15 protein-coding genes, 4 tRNA genes and 1 pseudogene are annotated in these 16,984 nt (G+C 60.0%); 16 read left to right on the forward strand and 4 right to left on the reverse strand.

Going from position 1 to position 16,984, the window contains the following annotated elements:
* Positions 1 to 12 precede the first annotated feature (12 nt).
* From ileS to ispH, 4 genes are all read left to right on the forward strand, one after another.
* Positions 13 to 2,844: an isoleucine--tRNA ligase gene (ileS, locus tag Q7C20_RS05615; protein WP_375066138.1), complete on the forward strand. Its 2,832-nt coding sequence runs from the start codon at positions 13 to 15 to the stop codon at positions 2,842 to 2,844.
* Positions 2,837 to 3,349: a signal peptidase II gene (gene lspA, locus Q7C20_RS05620; RefSeq protein ID WP_348056783.1), complete on the forward strand. Its 513-nt coding sequence runs from the start codon at positions 2,837 to 2,839 to the stop codon at positions 3,347 to 3,349. The genes ileS and lspA overlap by 8 nt, the downstream gene beginning before the upstream one ends.
* A 7-nt stretch (positions 3,350 to 3,356) precedes the next feature.
* Complete coding sequence (fkpB, locus tag Q7C20_RS05625; RefSeq protein WP_172681466.1) at positions 3,357 to 3,794, forward strand: FKBP-type peptidyl-prolyl cis-trans isomerase; 438 nt, start codon at positions 3,357 to 3,359, stop codon at positions 3,792 to 3,794.
* A 179-nt stretch (positions 3,795 to 3,973) separates the two neighbouring features.
* Positions 3,974 to 4,921, forward strand: a complete 948-nt coding sequence (ispH, locus tag Q7C20_RS05630; RefSeq protein ID WP_375066140.1) for a 4-hydroxy-3-methylbut-2-enyl diphosphate reductase — start codon at positions 3,974 to 3,976, stop codon at positions 4,919 to 4,921.
* On the opposite strand, the pseudogene Q7C20_RS05635 reads toward ispH, so the two are convergent.
* Positions 4,875 to 5,457, reverse strand: a pseudogene (locus tag Q7C20_RS05635) (GspH/FimT family pseudopilin). The gene ispH and the pseudogene Q7C20_RS05635 overlap by 47 nt on opposite strands.
* 206 nt (positions 5,458 to 5,663) lie before the next feature.
* Here Q7C20_RS05635 and pilV point away from each other — a divergent pair.
* From pilV to thiO, 5 genes are all read left to right on the forward strand, one after another.
* Positions 5,664 to 6,149 carry a type IV pilus modification protein PilV gene (gene pilV, locus Q7C20_RS05640; protein ID WP_375066142.1) on the forward strand — a complete coding sequence of 162 codons (486 nt, stop codon included), beginning with the start codon at positions 5,664 to 5,666 and terminating at the stop codon, positions 6,147 to 6,149.
* A complete protein-coding gene (locus tag Q7C20_RS05645) occupies positions 6,146 to 6,838 on the forward strand; it encodes a PilW family protein (protein ID WP_375066145.1) in 693 nt (230 codons plus the stop codon). Before pilV ends, Q7C20_RS05645 begins: the two co-directional genes overlap by 4 nt.
* 8 nt (positions 6,839 to 6,846) lie before the next feature.
* Positions 6,847 to 7,365 carry a PilX N-terminal domain-containing pilus assembly protein gene (locus Q7C20_RS05650; protein ID WP_375066147.1) on the forward strand — a complete coding sequence of 173 codons (519 nt, stop codon included), beginning with the start codon at positions 6,847 to 6,849 and terminating at the stop codon, positions 7,363 to 7,365.
* Positions 7,366 to 7,376: 11 nt separating this feature from the next.
* Positions 7,377 to 7,778, forward strand: a complete 402-nt coding sequence (locus Q7C20_RS05655) for a type IV pilin protein (protein ID WP_375066149.1) — start codon at positions 7,377 to 7,379, stop codon at positions 7,776 to 7,778.
* 62 nt (positions 7,779 to 7,840) lie between these two features.
* Entirely contained in the window at positions 7,841 to 8,950 is a 1,110-nt protein-coding gene (gene thiO, locus Q7C20_RS05660) for a glycine oxidase ThiO (protein WP_375066151.1), read from the forward strand.
* Here the strand turns inward: thiO and Q7C20_RS05665 are convergent.
* On the reverse strand, positions 8,937 to 9,170 hold the full coding sequence (locus Q7C20_RS05665; protein WP_375066153.1) for a PP0621 family protein: 234 nt from the start codon (positions 9,168 to 9,170) through the stop codon (positions 8,937 to 8,939). The genes thiO and Q7C20_RS05665 overlap by 14 nt on opposite strands.
* A gap of 125 nt (positions 9,171 to 9,295) precedes the next feature.
* The gene (locus Q7C20_RS05670) at positions 9,296 to 10,321 is read right to left on the reverse strand and encodes an outer membrane protein assembly factor BamD (RefSeq protein ID WP_375066155.1); all 1,026 of its coding nucleotides are present in this window, start codon (positions 10,319 to 10,321) and stop codon (positions 9,296 to 9,298) included.
* 149 nt (positions 10,322 to 10,470) lie between these two features.
* Between Q7C20_RS05670 and rluD the strand changes: the two genes are divergently transcribed.
* From rluD to Q7C20_RS05705, 7 genes are all read left to right on the forward strand, one after another.
* On the forward strand, positions 10,471 to 11,433 hold the full coding sequence (gene rluD / locus Q7C20_RS05675; protein ID WP_053254302.1) for a 23S rRNA pseudouridine(1911/1915/1917) synthase RluD: 963 nt from the start codon (positions 10,471 to 10,473) through the stop codon (positions 11,431 to 11,433).
* Positions 11,430 to 12,155: a peptidoglycan editing factor PgeF gene (gene pgeF, locus Q7C20_RS05680; protein WP_375066158.1), complete on the forward strand. Its 726-nt coding sequence runs from the start codon at positions 11,430 to 11,432 to the stop codon at positions 12,153 to 12,155. The genes rluD and pgeF overlap by 4 nt, the downstream gene beginning before the upstream one ends.
* A gap of 131 nt (positions 12,156 to 12,286) precedes the next feature.
* Positions 12,287 to 14,851 (forward strand): ATP-dependent chaperone ClpB, encoded by a 2,565-nt coding sequence (clpB, locus tag Q7C20_RS05685; protein ID WP_375066160.1) that lies wholly within the window; start codon positions 12,287 to 12,289, stop codon positions 14,849 to 14,851.
* A 302-nt stretch (positions 14,852 to 15,153) separates the two neighbouring features.
* Positions 15,154 to 15,229: transfer RNA gene (locus tag Q7C20_RS05690), tRNA-Asn, on the forward strand.
* 9 nt (positions 15,230 to 15,238) lie between these two features.
* Positions 15,239 to 15,315, forward strand: a tRNA-Pro gene (locus tag Q7C20_RS05695).
* Between the two features lie 5 nt (positions 15,316 to 15,320).
* Positions 15,321 to 15,396, forward strand: a tRNA-Lys gene (locus tag Q7C20_RS05700).
* A 94-nt stretch (positions 15,397 to 15,490) separates the two neighbouring features.
* Positions 15,491 to 15,567: transfer RNA gene (locus Q7C20_RS05705), tRNA-Pro, on the forward strand.
* Between the two features lie 113 nt (positions 15,568 to 15,680).
* On the opposite strand, the gene Q7C20_RS05710 is transcribed toward Q7C20_RS05705, so the two are convergent.
* Positions 15,681 to 16,979 (reverse strand): NAD(P)/FAD-dependent oxidoreductase, encoded by a 1,299-nt coding sequence (locus tag Q7C20_RS05710; RefSeq protein ID WP_348055490.1) that lies wholly within the window; start codon positions 16,977 to 16,979, stop codon positions 15,681 to 15,683.
* Between the last annotated feature and the right edge of the window lie 5 nt (positions 16,980 to 16,984).

A 16,984-nucleotide genomic window follows, 5' to 3' on the forward strand; every position in this document is an offset into this window, starting at 1 on the left:
GAAGAGCCTTAAATGACCGACTATAAAGCCACGCTAAACCTTCCGGACACCGCCTTCCCAATGAAGGCCGGCCTGCCACAGCGCGAACCGCAGATCCTGCAGCGCTGGGACAGTATTGGCCTGTACGGAAAGTTGCGCGAAATTGGCAAGGATCGTCCGAAGTTCGTCCTGCACGACGGCCCTCCTTATGCCAACGGCACGATTCACATCGGTCATGCGCTGAACAAGATTCTCAAGGACATGATCCTGCGCTCCAAAACCCTGTCGGGTTTTGACGCACCTTATGTTCCGGGCTGGGACTGCCACGGCCTGCCGATCGAGCACAAAGTCGAAGTGACCTACGGCAAGAACCTGGGCGCGGATAAAACCCGCGAACTGTGCCGTGCCTACGCCACCGAGCAAATCGAAGGGCAGAAGTCCGAATTCATCCGCCTGGGCGTGCTGGGCGAGTGGGACAACCCGTACAAGACCATGAACTTCAAGAACGAGGCAGGTGAAATCCGTGCCTTGGCCGAAATCGTCAAGGGCGGTTTCGTGTTCAAAGGCCTCAAGCCCGTGAACTGGTGCTTCGACTGCGGTTCGGCCCTGGCCGAGGCGGAAGTCGAGTATGAAGACAAAAAGTCCTCGACCATCGACGTCGCCTTCCCGATTGCCGACGAGGCCAAGCTGGCCCAGGCTTTCGGCCTGGCAAGCCTGAGCAAGCCGGCTGCCATCGTGATCTGGACCACCACCCCGTGGACCATCCCGGCCAACCAGGCGCTGAACGTGCACCCGGAGTTCACCTACGCGCTGGTGGACGTCGGTGATCGCCTGCTGGTGCTGGCCGAGGAAATGGTCGAGGCTTGCCTGGCCCGTTACGAGCTGCAAGGCTCGGTGATCGCCACGACTACCGGCTCCGCGCTGGAACTGATCAACTTCCGTCACCCGTTCTATGACCGTCTGTCGCCGGTGTACCTGGCTGAGTACGTTGAGCTGGGTTCGGGCACTGGCGTGGTTCACTGCTCGCCTGCCTACGGCGTGGACGACTTCGTGATCTGCAAGAAGTATGGCCTGGTCAACGACGACATCATCAACCCGGTGCAAAGCAACGGCGTGTACGTGCCGTCGCTGGAGTTCTTCGGCGGCCAGTTCATCTTCAAGGCCGACCCGCTGATCATCGAAAAGCTGCGTGAAGTCGGTGCGCTGATGCAAACCGCCACCATTCAGCACAGCTACATGCACTGCTGGCGTCACAAAACCCCGCTGATCTACCGCGCCACTGCGCAGTGGTTTATCGGTATGGACAAAGAGCCGACCAGCGGCGACACCCTGCGTAATCGCGCAATCAAGGCTATCGAAGAAACCAAGTTCGTTCCGGCCTGGGGCCAGGCGCGCCTGCACTCGATGATCGCCAACCGCCCGGACTGGTGCATCTCCCGCCAGCGCAACTGGGGCGTGCCGATCCCGTTTTTCCTGAACAAGGAAAGCGGCGAGCTGCACCCACGCACCGTTGAGCTGATGGAAATCGTTGCCCAGCGCGTTGAGCAGGAAGGTATCGAAGCCTGGTTCAAGCTGGACGCCGCCGAACTGCTGGGCGACGAAGCCCCGCAGTACGACAAGATCAGCGACACCCTCGACGTGTGGTTCGACTCCGGCACCACGCACTGGCATGTCCTGCGCGGCTCGCACCCGATGGGTCACGAAACCGGCCCGCGTGCCGACCTGTACCTGGAAGGCTCCGACCAACACCGTGGCTGGTTCCACTCGTCGTTGCTGACGGGCTGCGCCATCGACAACCACGCGCCGTATCGCGAATTGCTGACCCACGGCTTCACCGTCGACGAGACGGGTCGCAAGATGTCCAAGTCGCTGAAAAACGTGATCGAGCCGAAAAAGATCAACGACACCCTGGGCGCCGACATCATGCGTCTGTGGGTCGCTTCGACCGATTATTCGGGTGAAATCGCCGTCTCGGACCAGATCCTGGCCCGTAGCGCCGATGCCTACCGCCGTATCCGTAATACCGCACGCTTCCTGCTGTCGAACCTGACCGGTTTCAACCCGGCCACCGACATCCTGCCGGCCGAGGACATGCTCGCCCTGGACCGTTGGGCTGTGGACCGTACCTTGTTGCTGCAGCGTGAGTTGCAGGAGAGCTACGGCGAATACCGCTTCTGGAACGTCTACTCGAAGATCCACAACTTCTGCGTGCAGGAGCTGGGTGGTTTCTACCTCGACATCATCAAGGATCGCCAGTACACCACCGGCGCCAACAGCAAGGCGCGCCGTTCGGCGCAGACCGCGCTGTACCACATCTCTGAAGCGCTGGTTCGCTGGATCGCACCGATCCTGGCCTTCACCGCTGACGAACTGTGGGAATACCTGCCGGGCGAGCGTAACGAATCCGTGATGCTCAACACCTGGTACGAAGGCCTGACCGAACTGCCGGCCGACTTCGAACTGGGCCGCGAGTACTGGGAAGGCGTGATGGCCGTCAAGGTTGCGGTGAACAAGGAGCTGGAAGTTCAGCGCGCGGCCAAGGCCGTCGGTGGCAACCTGCAAGCCGAAGTCACCCTGTTTGCCGAGGACGGCCTCACCGCCGACCTGGCCAAGCTGAGCAACGAACTGCGCTTCGTGTTGATCACCTCCACCGCGAGCCTGGCACCGTTTGCACAGGCGCCGGCGGATGCCGTGGCCACCGAAGTACCGGGCCTCAAGCTCAAAGTGGTCAAATCGGCCTTCGCCAAGTGCGCCCGTTGCTGGCACTGCCGTGAAGACGTCGGCGTGAACCCTGAGCACCCGGAAATCTGCGGTCGTTGCGTCGACAACATCAGCGGCGCTGGCGAGGTTCGCCACTATGCCTAATGCAGCCGGTCGTTTTGGACGTCTGGGCTGGCTCTTTTTGAGCGTGCTGGTGCTGATCATCGATCAGCTCAGCAAGGCTCATTTCGAGGGCGCCTTGCAGATGTACCAGCAGATTGTGGTCATTCCTGACTATTTCAGCTGGACCCTGGCCTACAACACCGGCGCTGCCTTCAGCTTCCTGGCTGATGGCGGCGGCTGGCAGCGCTGGCTGTTCGCCCTGATCGCTGTGGTGGTCAGTGCAGTGCTGGTGGTCTGGCTCAAGCGCCTGGGCCGCGATGACACCTGGCTCGCCATCGCCCTGGCACTGGTGCTGGGCGGCGCGCTGGGCAACCTGTACGACCGCATTGCCCTGGGCCATGTGATCGACTTCATTCTGGTGCATTGGCAGAACCGCTGGTATTTCCCGGCGTTCAACTTTGCCGACAGCGCCATCACCGTCGGTGCGATTATGCTGGCGTTGGACATGTTCAAAAGCAAGAAAACCGGAGAGACCGTCAATGACTGATCAGGTATTGGCTGAGCAACGCATCGGCCAGAACACGGAAGTCACTTTGCATTTCGCACTGCGCCTGGAGAACGGCGACACGGTCGACAGCACCTTCGACAAAGCCCCGGCGACCTTCAAGGTCGGTGACGGCAACTTGCTGCCGGGTTTTGAAGCGGCCCTGTTCGGTTTCAAGGCCGGCGACAAGCGCACCCTGCAAATCCTGCCGGAAAACGCTTTTGGCCAGCCCAACCCGCAAAACGTGCAGATTATTCCGCGCTCGCAATTCCAGGACATGGAACTGTCGGAAGGCTTGCTGGTGATCTTCAACGATGCGGCGAATACTGAATTGCCGGGTGTGGTGAAAACCTTCGATGACGCGCAAGTGACCATCGACTTCAACCACCCGCTGGCCGGTAAAACCTTGACCTTTGATGTTGAAATATTCGACGTTAAAGCGATCTGATTAACGACGCGATTTAAAATGTGGGAGCGGGCTTGCTCGCGAAAGCGCTGGATCAGTCAACCTATGTATTACTGACCCAGCGCTTTCGCGAGCAAGCCCGCTCCCACATTTGATCTCCATTGTCAGGTAGGGTAGCGTCAAACCTGATCCAAACGTTGCTGCAAGACACGAGGCACCGCATGCAAATCAAACTCGCCAACCCCCGTGGCTTCTGCGCCGGCGTGGACCGTGCGATCGAAATCGTCAACCGCGCCCTGGAAGTCTTCGGGCCGCCGATTTACGTGCGTCATGAAGTCGTCCACAACAAATTCGTGGTCGAAGACTTGCGCGCCCGCGGCGCCATCTTTGTCGAAGAGCTCGACCAGGTGCCGGACGACGTGATCGTCATCTTCAGTGCCCACGGTGTTTCCCAGGCCGTGCGCACCGAAGCCGCCGGCCGTGGCCTGAAAGTATTCGACGCCACCTGCCCGCTGGTGACCAAGGTGCACATCGAAGTTGCGCGCTACAGCCGCGACGGTCGTGAATGCATCCTGATCGGCCACGCCGGTCACCCGGAAGTCGAAGGCACCATGGGCCAGTATGACGCCAGCAATGGTGGCGCCATCTACCTGGTGGAAGACGAGAAAGACGTCGCCAACCTGCAGGTGCAAAACCCTGAACGCCTGGCCTTCGTGACCCAGACCACCTTGTCGATGGACGACACCAGCCGCGTCATTGATGCCCTGCGCACACGCTTCCCGGCCATTGGCGGGCCGCGCAAGGACGACATCTGCTACGCCACGCAAAACCGTCAGGATGCGGTCAAGCAACTGGCCAACGAGTGCGACGTGGTATTAGTCGTCGGCAGCCCAAACAGTTCCAACTCCAACCGCCTGCGCGAGCTGGCTGAACGCATGGCCACACCGGCCTACCTGATCGACGGCGCCGAAGACATGCAGCGCAGCTGGTTCGACGGCGTCGAGCGTATCGGCATTACCGCAGGTGCCTCGGCCCCGGAAGTGCTGGTGCGTGGTGTGATTCAGCAATTGCAGGCCTGGGGTGCCACGGGCGCCGATGAATTGGCCGGCCGTGAGGAGAACATCACGTTCTCCATGCCCAAGGAGCTGCGGGTTCGCTCGCTGCTTTGACCCCTCAAGGCCCCGCATCAGCCTCGGCATAAAGCCTGTTCGGTCTTATCACTGCGCAGGCTGATGCGCCCGCTGGGGGCCAGCACCACTTGATACAGGCTTTGTGCCTGCTCCGTGTCGCAGACGTGCACAGTGCCGGCGCGGAAGCCCCCTCCTGCAAAAACCGGCTCACCCAACCCGCTGAAACGCACCTGGGTCTTGACCGGCCCGTTGCCCGCAATTGCCACCTCCCCGCTGTCCTGGCGTTCCTGTAGTACCGGGTTGTCGCCGTCCAGAGGGCCGCGTCCGCTGGCGTCCACGATCACTCGCCACCCTCGGCTCCAATCCTCCTCCAGAGCATGAATAATCACGGTGCGATTGCGTGTGATGGCTTCGGTACGTGCGAATCGCAGGCCGTCCGCCAGGGCGTGTGCGGCGCTGCTTCGCTGCTGCGATTCCAACAGCCCCTTGAAACCGGGTACCGCCATTTGCGTGAGGATGCCGCTCAGCAGCAGGCCGACCAGCAATTCGATCAGGGTGAAACCTCGTTGCGTCATGTGTCGTCCCTCCGTGGACGTGGTGCGTATTTTTACTGGCAGGCTTAGGTATAGCCGTCGGTGTGCAGCGTCGGATGATGGCCTTTAAGTCCAAAGTATTTCCCTTTGTTCCGGCAGCAGCGCCGGCTGGAATCCGACGCTAGTCTTGGGGCGCACAGCAGGTTTCTGCTGTTTTTCTCCGGCCCTCGACATGGACGACGACGGTAATGCCTGCATCCCCAAACACACGTTTCCCCTGCACCCTGTTTCACCTGCAGTCAGGCATGACCCTGATCGAAGTGCTGGTGTCGGTGCTGATTCTCGCGGTCGGCCTGCTGGGGGCTGCGGTCATCCAGCTCAATGCGCTCAAGTACACCGACAGCGCCAGAATGATCAGCCAGGCCAGTTTCATTGCCTACGACATGCTCGACCGGGTTCGCGCCAATTCCGGCGCCGATTACTCATGGAGCCAAACCGCGCGGGCGCCGCTGAGTACCTCTGGCGCCAGTGTGCGAGACGTGGACCTGCACGACTTTGAAGCCAATATCGTCGGGTTCGCCGGGGAGGGCGCCAAAGGCTCCGTGGTGGTCAGTGGCAGTGAGGTGACCGTCAGCATCCATTGGGATAACGCCAGGGCGACGAATGCTCCCGGTGCGCGGGAAACATTCACCCTCACCAGCCGCATTGCCAGCGAGCCGAGGGCGGCGCAATGAAGGGGTTCAGTCTGCTGGAGCTATTGCTGGCGCTGGCGGTTGGGTTGGTGGTGATACTCGGGGTCAGTCAGGTAGCAATCAGTGCTCGAACCACCCAGGCCAGCCAACAGTCCGCTATGTTGCTTCAGGATGATGCGCGGTTCGTTTTGGGCAAGATGATTCGGGATATTCGGCAGGCGGGCATGTTCGGTTGCCTGCCTGTGGCCTATGTCGAGAATGCGCCTGCGGCGTTTGATCGGCCGGTCGGCTGGAGTGCATCGGCCAGCGCCAAGTCGCTCACCGTGGTCACCGCCGATGTCGGCGAGGAGGGTGGTACGCCTGACTGGACGGTGCTGTCCGACTGCCGTAGTACCGCCCGCGCCTTCGCGGGCAGTTCGCCGCCGGTGCCCGGCCAGATCCGATTTGCGATACGTCAACTCACTTACACCTACGAGGCGGGCCAGTTGAAGGTCAGCACGCCTGCCGCGCCGGCCAAAGCAGTGCTGGTGGATAACGTACAGGCATTCGACGTCAGTTTCGGCATGGCCGCCAGTGCAGGTTCGATGGGTGTTTTGCGCTATGACGCCAACCCGGCGGACGAATCGCTGATACGCAGCGTGCGCATCCAAATGACGCTGCGCGACCCGACGGGCCGGGTAAAGGATCAGGCCTACAGCGTCGTGGCGGCGCTGCGTAACCGGTTGGGGTAGGGGTGATCATGATGCGCTCTAGCGCCATTTCTCTGCGCCAGACCGGCATGGTTCTGCTGGTCAGTCTGGTATTTCTGCTGATGCTGTCATTGATCGCCCTGGCATCGATGCAAGGGGCTGTGGCCCAGCAAAAGATGTCCGGCAGCGTCTGGCATCGTAATCAATCATTTCAAACTGCCGAAAGTGGCTTGAGGCTGGGGGAGGCGATTGTCCGGAAAACGGCGGGCACGTTGCCGCCGTGCCAATCGATCAGCACGTGCGCGCCGCCGCAGGAAGCGTATTCGGTAGTGCGTGGCGGGGTAAATGCTGTGTCGGCGGTCACTTGGGTGAGCGTGAAGGGGGGCGTATATGGCCTCCAGTCGCTGGGGCGGTTTGATCTGCCAACTGCAGCGCCTGCGGCGTTATACCGCGTGACGGCGGTAGGGCTCAATGGTCAGGCGCGCACGGTGTTGGAAACCGTTTATGCACGGATGGACGAGGGCGATGGTGTGCGATTTCGTCGAATTTTATGGCGGCAACTTCAATAAGGAACGTATCAATGGGCAAGGAATGCCGAGGTTTTACCTTGATCGAGTTATTGATCGCTGTGGCGATCATCGCGTTGTTGGCCGGGATCGCTTACCCCGGCTACACACGGCACGTGAACAAGGCCTACCGCGCAGAGATCGTTGCGCTGCTCACCGAGCAAGCGCAGCACCTGGAACGCTTTTACACACGCAACGCGACTTTTATTGATGCAAGCGGCGTCAGTGAGGGCAATGATCGCTATAGAATCAGCGCTGCATTGGATGCTCAGGCATTCAGCCTGGTGGCCACGCCAATCGGCGGCTCAGTCATGGCGGACGACCCTTGCAGCGAATTCAGCCTGACCAGCCTCGGTGTGCGAAGTAACCCCGGTGCGTCACCTGAAATGTCGCTCAAAGCATGCTGGGGTCGGTGATGAGTGTGCTGAATGAATGGGCGCCGGGCGCGCTTATCCCTTTTTATCGGCTGGAACAAATGATGGCTAAGCAACAGCGAGTGGTGATTGTCGGCGGCGGCGTAATCGGGTTGTTGACTGCGTTCAACCTCGCCACCCAAGGGCAGGCAGTCGTGCTGCTGGAGCGCTCCGGGCTTGGGCAGGAGTCCTCATGGGCGGGCGGCGGGATTGTGTCGCCGCTGTATCCGTGGCGCTACAGCCCGGCGGTCACTGCGCTGGCCCATTGGTCACAGGATTTTTATCCACAGCTGGCTGAGCGTTTGTTCGCCGCCACCGGCATTGATCCCGAAGTGCATACCACGGGCCTCTACTGGCTGGACCTGGATGATGAAGCCGAGGCGCTGGCCTGGGCTGCCCGCGAAGGGCGGCCATTGAGCGCCGTCGATGTGTCGGCCGCCCATGATGCAGTGCCGGTGCTGGGCGGCGGCTATTCCCGGGCGATCTACATGGCGAACGTGGCCAATGTGCGCAACCCGCGCCTGGTCAAATCCCTCAAGGCGGCGCTGTTGGCGCTTCCCGGTGTGACCCTTCACGAACAGTGCGAAGTGCGCAGCTTTGTTCTCGAGGGCCAAACCGTGGTGGGCGTAAACACGGCCAGCGGGCAGGTGCTTGGCGATAGGGTTGTATTGGCAGCAGGCGCCTGGAGTGGGGAGTTGCTCGCTAAGCTGGGCCTGGCGCTGCCGGTCGAACCGGTCAAGGGCCAAATGATTCTGTACAAATGCGCGTCGGATTTCCTGTCGAGCATGGTCCTGGCCAAAGGGCGCTATGCGATCCCACGGCGTGACGGGCACATTCTGATTGGCAGTACGCTGGAGCACGAGGGATTTGACAAGACGCCCACTGAACCCGCGCTGGAGAGCCTCAAAGCGTCGGCGGTGGAGTTGATTCCCGCGTTGGCAAACGCCGAGGTAGTGGGGCATTGGGCCGGGCTGCGCCCCGGTTCGCCTGAAGGTATTCCTTACATCGGCGAAGTCCCGGGCTTCAAGGGGCTATGGCTAAACTGCGGGCATTACCGCAACGGCCTGGTGCTTGCACCGGCGTCCTGCCAGTTGTTTGCCGATTTGTTGCTGGGGCATGCGCCGATTATCGACCCGGCGCCCTATGCGCCCGAAGGTCGGATCAACGCCCAATAGACTTCGGCCCTTGCTCAAGGTGCGCTTGCGTGCAGTACCACTCCTGGCCTGAAATCAGTGCGCGGTCCTGCGGCAGGTGCACGCCGCAGTGGGCGCAGCGCACCATCAGGGCTGCATCGGGCTCGCCGGAACGCCGCTGTTTAGCGGCCGGGCTTTTGAATTTGCGCCAGAACCAAACCGCGGCAGCAATGACGGCAATCCAGAACAGTAGACGAACCATGATGGGAGGTTTCTCGACAAGGAATGCGCCAGTTTAGCCAAGGACATGGCAGGCGCACAGCGCAATAATGCCCGCCCACAAAAAAGGGAGCCCTGAGGGCTCCCTTTTTTCAGTGCTTCGACAGATCAGTCGAAAATGCCGAAGGTCATGTAGCTGAACCACGAGCGGTCCTGGTTGTTGCCGAGGGCCTGTGGGGCTTCTTCTTCGATCACGTCGCCATTGGCATCATGCGGCTTGAGCTCCGAAGGAATGGCTTCCTTGGCATCCTGGTACTGCTTCATCACGTCCTGGTTGGCGCGGGTTTCGCCCGGCGGCAGCGGTGGACGGGTTGAGATCAGGCCCAGAGTGTACTTGCTCAGCCACGAACGGTTGTCCGCATCGCCCGCTTTAGGCACGAACTGGCCGTCTTGCAGGCTTGGATGGTCCGGGTAGTTGAGCTTCAGGGTTTCCAGGCTGGTAGCCGCCAGGTCGTCCAGGTGCAGGCGCTGGTAAGCCTCGGTCATCACTGCCAGACCGTCACCCACGGACGGGGTTTCCTGGAAGTTTTCCACCACGTAGCGGCCACGGTTGGCGGCAGCGACATAGGCCTGACGGGTCAGGTAGTAGTCGGCCACGTGAATCTCGTAGGACGCCAGCAGGTTGCGCAGGTAGATCATGCGCTGCTTGGCGTCCGGCGCGTAGCGGCTGTTCGGGTAGCGGCTGGTCAACTGGGCGAACTCGTTGTAGGAGTCGCGGGCAGCGCCCGGGTCACGCTTGGTCATGTCCAGCGGCAGGAAGCGCGCCAGCAGGCCAACGTCCTGGTCGAACGAGGTCAGGCCCTTCATGTAGTAGGCGTAGTCGACGTTCGGGTGCTGCGGGTGCAGGCGGATAAAACGTTCGGCGGCAGACTTGGCGGCTTCCGGCTCGGCGTTCTTGTAGTTGGCGTAGATCAACTCAAGTTGGGCCTGGTCGGCGTAGCGCCCGAACGGATAACGCGACTCCAGGGCCTTCAGCTTCGCTGTGGCACTGGTGTAGCTATTATTGTCCAAGTCTTTCTGAGCCAGTTGATACAACTCGACTTCGCTCAGGTTTTCGTCGACGACTTCCTTTGTTGACGAGCAAGCAGCAGTCATGGCGAGGATGGCGATCAGCAGCAGGTGTTTCACTTGCATGGCGGCTTGCGTCCCTATGACGGCCGCTGTCTTGGGCGGGGCCGTCCTGTTATGATGAGCGCCCCGTTGAAAGCCTCGGGGCAAAAGACGCCGTATTTAACCACAAGCGCGCAGCCGAAACCAAAGGCTGTGCCACGCCTAGTCTGAGCATGTCCGATAAAATTGAACTTCGCGCAGAGGTGCCGTCCGAATTGGGCGGCCAACGCCTCGATCAAGTCGCCGCACAATTATTCGCTGAGCACTCGCGCTCGCGCCTTTCCGCCTGGATCAAAGACGGCCGCCTGACTGTGGATGGAGCGGTTATCCGCCCGCGAGACATAGTCCATGGCGGTGCGATTCTTGAGCTGACTGCCGAGCAGGAAGCCCAGGGAGAATGGGTCGCCCAGGACATCGAGCTGGATATCGTCTATGAAGACGACGACATCCTGGTCATCAACAAACCCGCAGGCCTGGTGGTTCACCCGGCAGCCGGGCACGCTGATGGCACCTTGCTCAATGCCCTGTTGCACCATGTGCCGGACATCATCAATGTCCCGCGCTGCGGCATCGTGCACCGCCTGGACAAAGACACCACCGGTCTGATGGTGGTGGCCAAGACCATCCAGGCCCAGACGCAGTTGGTCACACAACTGCAGAGCCGCAGCGTCAGCCGCATCTACGAATGCATCGTGATCGGCGTCGTCGTGGCGGGTGGCAAGATCAACGCCCCGATCGGTCGCCACGGCCAGCAGCGCCAGCGTATGGCGGTAATGGAAGGCGGCAAGCAGGCCGTCAGCCACTACCGTGTGTTGGAGCGTTTCCGCTCCCACACCCATGTGCGGGTCAAACTGGAAACCGGCCGTACGCACCAGATTCGCGTGCACATGGCGCACATTAACTTCCCGTTGGTCGGAGATCCGGCCTACGGTGGCCGCTTCCGCATTCCGCCTGCGGCCAGTGTGACTATGGTTGAATCGCTGAAATCCTTCCCGCGCCAGGCACTGCATGCACGTTTCCTGGAGCTGGATCATCCGACGAGCGGTAAGCGGATGAGCTGGGAATCGCCTCTTCCAGACGATTTGGTCTGGTTGTTGTCGCTGCTCAAGCAGGATCGTGAGGCGTTTATCGGATGAGTGACTGGCTGATTCCTGACTGGCCCGCGCCGTCGGGAGTCAAAGCCTGCGTTACCACCCGTTCGGGCGGCGTCAGTCTGGCGCCGTTCGACAGCCTCAATCTGGGCGATCATGTTGAGGATGACCTTGAGTCTGTCCTCGACAATCGCCGTCGTCTCAGCGCTGCCTTTGATATTCAGCCCTCCTGGTTACGCCAGGTTCACGGGGTCACCGTGGTCGAGGCCGATCCGTCGCGCACCGTCGAAGCGGACGGCAGTTGGTCCAGCACCCCTGGAATCGCCTGCACATCGATGACCGCCGATTGCCTGCCCGCGTTGTTCTGCAACCGTGCTGGCACACGTGTGGCGGCTGCGCATGCCGGTTGGCGTGGTCTCGCAGCGGGCGTGCTTGAGGCAACCTTCGACAGTCTGGATGCGGAACCTGCTGAAGTAATGGTCTGGCTGGGCCCGGCAATCGGCCCGCAAGCCTTTGAAGTCGGCCCGGAAGTGCGTGAGGCTTTCATGCAGCAACTGCCAGTGACTGCCGAAGCCTTCGTTCCCAGCCGCAATCCCGGCAAGTACATGGCCGATATCTATCAGCTCGCGCGCCTGCGCCTGGCTGCACAAGGTGTTACGGCTGTTTACGGTGGTGGTTTCTGCACCGTGTCCGACCCGCGCTTCTTTTCTTACCGCCGCAGCCCTCGCACCGGTCGCTTCGCCTCCCTTATCTGGCTAGAACGCTAGACTCTCCTGACCTGCGTCAACCATCGACAGCTTGAATCTTGCAGAATCGACCACATCTATAGGGGTATCTGGCAGGTTTCTTCATTCAGGATGTATTTACAGCTCCGGCCTGCTCAAAAGGAAGGTGACTAATGCGTATTGATCGTTTAACCAGCAAATTACAGTTGGCTTTATCAGACTCCCAATCGTTGGCGGTGGGCCTCGACCACCCGGCCATTGAGCCTGCGCACTTGATGCAGGCGCTCCTGGAACAGCAAGGCGGTTCTATCAAGCCCTTGCTGATGCAGGTGGGTTTTGACATCAACAGCCTGCGCAAGGAGTTGAGCAAAGAGCTCGACCAACTGCCGAAAATCCAAAACCCGACCGGCGACGTGAACATGTCGCAGGACTTGGCGCGCCTGTTGAACCAGGCTGACCGCCTGGCACAGCAGAAAGGTGACCAGTTCATCTCCAGCGAACTGGTGCTGCTCGCCGCGATGGACGAGAACAGCAAGCTCGGCAAGTTGCTGCTGGGCCAGGGCGTGAGCAAGAAAGCCCTGGAAAATGCCATCAACAACCTGCGTGGCGGCGATGCGGTAAACGACCCTAATCACGAGGAGTCGCGCCAGGCCCTGGATAAATACACGGTCGACCTGACCAGGCGCGCCGAAGAAGGCAAGCTTGACCCGGTGATCGGTCGTGACGATGAAATTCGTCGCACCATCCAGGTGTTGCAACGCCGGACGAAGAACAACCCGGTACTGATCGGCGAACCTGGCGTAGGTAAAACCGCGATTGCCGAAGGTCTGGCCCAGCGCATCATTAATGGTGAAGTGCCGGACGGCCTTAAAGGTAAACGCCTGTTGTCTCTGGACATGGGTTCTTTGATCGCCGGTGCCAAATTCCGTGGCGAGTTCGAAGAGCGCCTGAAATCCCTGCTCAATGAACTGTCGAAGCAGGAAGGGCAGATCATTCTGTTTATCGACGAACTGCACACCATGGTCGGCGCCGGTAAAGGCGAAGGCTCGATGGACGCAGGCAACATGCTTAAACCAGCCTTGGCCCGGGGCGAGTTGCATTGTGTGGGTGCGACCACGCTCAACGAATACCGTCAGTACATTGAAAAGGATGCGGCCCTTGAGCGTCGTTTCCAGAAAGTGCTGGTGGAAGAGCCGAGCGAAGAAGACACCATTGCGATTCTGCGTGGCCTGAAAGAACGCTACGAGGTTCACCATAAGGTCGCGATTACCGACGGCGCGATTATTGCGGCGGCCAAGTTGAGCCATCGCTATATCACTGACCGTCAGTTGCCGGACAAGGCCATCGACCTGATCGACGAAGCGGCCAGCCGCATTCGCATGGAAATCGATTCCAAGCCGGAAGTGCTCGACCGTCTGGACCGGCGCCTGATTCAGCTGAAAGTTGAATCCCAGGCCCTGAAGAAAGAAGAGGACGACGCGGCGAAAAAGCGCCTGGAGAAACTTCAGGAAGAAATCGTGCGCCTCGAGCGCGAGTATTCAGACCTGGAAGAAATCTGGACCTCGGAAAAAGCTGAAGTGCAGGGCTCTGCGCAGATCCAGCAAAAAATCGAGCAGTCACGTCAGGAGCTGGAAGCTGCACGCCGCAAAGGCGACCTGAACCGCATGGCCGAGTTGCAGTACGGAGTGATTCCGGACCTGGAGCGCAGCCTGCAAATGGTTGATCAGCACGGTAAAAGCGAGAACCAGTTGCTGCGCAGCAAAGTGACCGAGGAAGAAATTGCCGAAGTCGTCTCCAAGTGGACCGGTATTCCGGTGTCGAAAATGCTCGAAGGCGAGCGCGACAAGCTGCTGAAGATGGAAAGCCTGTTGCACCAGCGCGTCATCGGCCAGGATGAGGCCGTTGTGGCCGTGTCCAACGCGGTACGACGTTCGCGCGCCGGGTTGTCCGACCCGAACCGTCCGAGCGGCTCGTTCATGTTCCTCGGCCCTACCGGCGTGGGTAAAACCGAGCTGTGCAAGGCCTTGGCCGAGTTCCTCTTTGATACCGAAGAGGCCATGGTGCGGATCGATATGTCCGAGTTCATGGAGAAACATTCGGTGGCCCGCTTGATCGGCGCACCACCAGGCTACGTGGGCTATGAAGAAGGCGGTTACCTGACCGAAGCCGTGCGTCGCAAGCCTTACTCGGTGATCCTGCTGGACGAGGTCGAGAAGGCCCACCCGGATGTGTTCAACATCTTGCTGCAAGTGCTGGAAGACGGCCGCTTGACCGACAGCCACGGGCGTACGGTGGATTTCCGTAATACGGTGATCGTGATGACCTCCAACCTGGGCTCGGCGCAGATCCAGGAATTGGTCGGTGATCGTGAAGGCCAGCGCGCTGCGGTGATGGATGCGCTGACGTCGCACTTCCGCCCCGAATTTATCAACCGGGTCGACGAAGTGGTGATCTTCGAGCCTTTGGCGCGGGATCAGATCGCGGGCATCACCGAGATCCAGTTGGGCCGCCTGCGTGGCCGTCTGGCCGAGCGCGAGCTGAACCTGGAGCTGAGCAGCGAGGCGTTGGACAAGCTGATCGCGGTCGGTTACGACCCGGTGTATGGCGCACGGCCGTTGAAGCGGGCGATCCAGCGCTGGATCGAAAACCCGTTGGCGCAGCTGATCCTGTCGGGCAGCTTTATGCCTGGTACCAGCGTCGAGGCAACGGTGGAAAACGACGAAATCGTCTTTCACTGAGCCCGGCCGGTATGGCGATAAGAGGAGGCCCCGCATTGCGGGGCCTTTTTTTTCGATAGGGCGTTGAACTGTAAGGCAAAGGCTTGTAAAGTGCGCCCCGCAGCAACGTCAGCCCACGGGTTTCTTCTCCCCAAGAAGAAATCAGAAAGAAGCGCAAATCATTGTCTTAAAAGCAATTTAAAGGGTTGACAGGGGTTTTTAAGATTGTAGAATAGCGCGCCTCAGAGACATGAACGTAGCGATACGGGCGGGTCGAAGAGAAGGTTACACAGCGGTAAAAGTTGTACTTTGAAATATGTAGTTCCGTGATAGCTCAGTCGGTAGAGCAAATGACTGTTAATCATTGGGTCCCAGGTTCGAGTCCTGGTCACGGAGCCAATTTCAAACCGGGGTATAGCGCAGTCCGGTAGCGCGCCTGCTTTGGGAGCAGGATGTCAGGAGTTCGAATCCCCTTACCCCGACCATATTTGGGTCGTTAGCTCAGTTGGTAGAGCAGTTGGCTTTTAACCAATTGGTCGTAGGTTCGAATCCCACACGACCCACCATTTTTGAGACCAGTTAACGCTGGAATCGAATCTTAAGATCAGAGGCCAAAAGCGCTGATCGAAGAAGGCGGCTGAAAGGTCGCCTTTTTTTTACCGGGGTATAGCGCAGTCCGGTAGCGCGCCTGCTTTGGGAGCAGGATGTCAGGAGTTCGAATCCCCTTACCCCGACCATATTAAAAATCCTCGTATCGAAAGATACGGGGATTTTTTTTGCCTGCGAAAATCTGAAACATGACGCAAAAAAGTGGGAGCGGGCAAGCCCGCTCCCACACTGTTTCGTGGTGTTAGTGCAGCTTGAGGCGTGGCTCAGTGCCGCGGCCGATTTTGCTGCCCAGCATCAGCATTGCCGTGCGGAAGAAACCGTACAGCGCCACTTGGTGCATGCGGTACAGCGACACATAGAACATCCGCGCCAGCCAGCCTTCCAGCATCACGCTGCCGGTCAGGTTGCCCATCAAGTTACCCACTGCCGAGAACCGCGACAGCGAAATCAGCGAGCCGTAGTCGGTGTACTTGTAGGACGGCAGGTCTTTGCCTTCAATGCGCAGCTTCAGCGATTTGGCCAGCAACGAAGCCTGCTGGTGCGCCGCCTGGGCGCGAGGCGGTACATTACGGTCGGAGCCTGGCTGCGGGCAGGCAGCGCAGTCACCAAACGCGAAGATGTTCTCATCGCGCGTGGTTTGCAGGGTCGGCAACACGTGCAGCTGATTGATGCGGTTGGTTTCCAGCCCATCAATGTCCTTGAGGAAACCCGGTGCACGAATGCCTGCCGCCCACACCTTCAGGCTGGCTGGAATGACTTGTCCGGAGCTTGTGATCAGGGCGTCAGCTGTCACTTCGCTGACCGCCGAGTCTGTCAGCACGGTCACGCCGAGTTTCTCCAGGGTTTTATGCACAGGCCCGCCAATGCGCTCCGGCAGCGCAGGCAATACGCGCGGGCCGGCTTCGATCAGGGTGATGTGCATGTTTTCCGGCTTGATGCGGTCCAGGCCGTAAGCTGCGAGTTCATGAGCGGCGTTATGCAGCTCGGCCGCCAACTCCACACCGGTCGCACCCGCGCCGACAATGGCGACGCTGATCTTTTCGATGACGTCTGTTTGCCCGGCGTGGGCGCGCAAGTAGTGGTTGAGCAGTTGCTGATGGAAGCGCTCGGCCTGTTTGCGGGTGTCGAGGAACAGGCAGTGCTGCGCCGCGCCCTCGGTGCCGAAGTCATTGGTGGTACTGCCGACCGCGATCACCAGGCTGTCATAGCCCAGCACGCGCGCAGGGACCAGTTCGCGGCCTTCTTCATCAAGGGTCGCGGCCAGCTGGATTTTCTTCTGTTCACGGTCAAGCCCGCTCATTCGACCCAGCTGGAATTCGAAGTGGTTCCATTTGGCCTGGGCGACATAATTGAGTTCGTCTTCCGAAGAGTTCAGCGACCCGGCAGCCACTTCATGCAGCAGCGGCTTCCAGATATGGGTCAGGTTGGTGTCCACCAGCGTGATGCTGGCGGTGCCGCGCTTGCCCAGAGTCTTACCCAGGCGGGTAGCCAACTCCAGGCCGCCGGCGCCGCCGCCGACGATAATAATACGATGGGTCATGGGGA

Origin of the sequence: Pseudomonas sp. AMR01, assembly GCF_041946035.1 — a bacterium.
GTDB lineage: Bacteria > Pseudomonadota > Gammaproteobacteria > Pseudomonadales > Pseudomonadaceae > Aquipseudomonas > Aquipseudomonas antarctica_B.

Excerpts from the sequence above, each read along its gene's own strand:
- ileS (WP_375066138.1), top strand. The coding sequence starts at position 13 with ATGACCGACTATAAAGCCACGCTAAACCTTCCGGACACCGCCTTCCCA.
- lspA (WP_348056783.1), top strand. The coding sequence starts at position 2,837 with ATGCCTAATGCAGCCGGTCGTTTTGGACGTCTGGGCTGGCTCTTTTTG.
- ispH (WP_375066140.1), top strand. The coding sequence starts at position 3,974 with ATGCAAATCAAACTCGCCAACCCCCGTGGCTTCTGCGCCGGCGTGGAC.
- pilV (WP_375066142.1), top strand. The coding sequence starts at position 5,664 with ATGCCTGCATCCCCAAACACACGTTTCCCCTGCACCCTGTTTCACCTG.
- Q7C20_RS05645 (WP_375066145.1), top strand. The coding sequence starts at position 6,146 with ATGAAGGGGTTCAGTCTGCTGGAGCTATTGCTGGCGCTGGCGGTTGGG.
- Q7C20_RS05650 (WP_375066147.1), top strand. The coding sequence starts at position 6,847 with ATGATGCGCTCTAGCGCCATTTCTCTGCGCCAGACCGGCATGGTTCTG.
- Q7C20_RS05655 (WP_375066149.1), top strand. The coding sequence starts at position 7,377 with ATGGGCAAGGAATGCCGAGGTTTTACCTTGATCGAGTTATTGATCGCT.
- thiO (WP_375066151.1), top strand. The coding sequence starts at position 7,841 with ATGGCTAAGCAACAGCGAGTGGTGATTGTCGGCGGCGGCGTAATCGGG.
- Q7C20_RS05665 (WP_375066153.1), bottom strand. The coding sequence starts at position 9,170 with ATGGTTCGTCTACTGTTCTGGATTGCCGTCATTGCTGCCGCGGTTTGG.
- Q7C20_RS05670 (WP_375066155.1), bottom strand. The coding sequence starts at position 10,321 with ATGCAAGTGAAACACCTGCTGCTGATCGCCATCCTCGCCATGACTGCT.
- rluD (WP_053254302.1), top strand. The coding sequence starts at position 10,471 with ATGTCCGATAAAATTGAACTTCGCGCAGAGGTGCCGTCCGAATTGGGC.
- pgeF (WP_375066158.1), top strand. The coding sequence starts at position 11,430 with ATGAGTGACTGGCTGATTCCTGACTGGCCCGCGCCGTCGGGAGTCAAA.
- clpB (WP_375066160.1), top strand. The coding sequence starts at position 12,287 with ATGCGTATTGATCGTTTAACCAGCAAATTACAGTTGGCTTTATCAGAC.
- Q7C20_RS05710 (WP_348055490.1), bottom strand. The coding sequence starts at position 16,979 with ATGACCCATCGTATTATTATCGTCGGCGGCGGCGCCGGCGGCCTGGAG.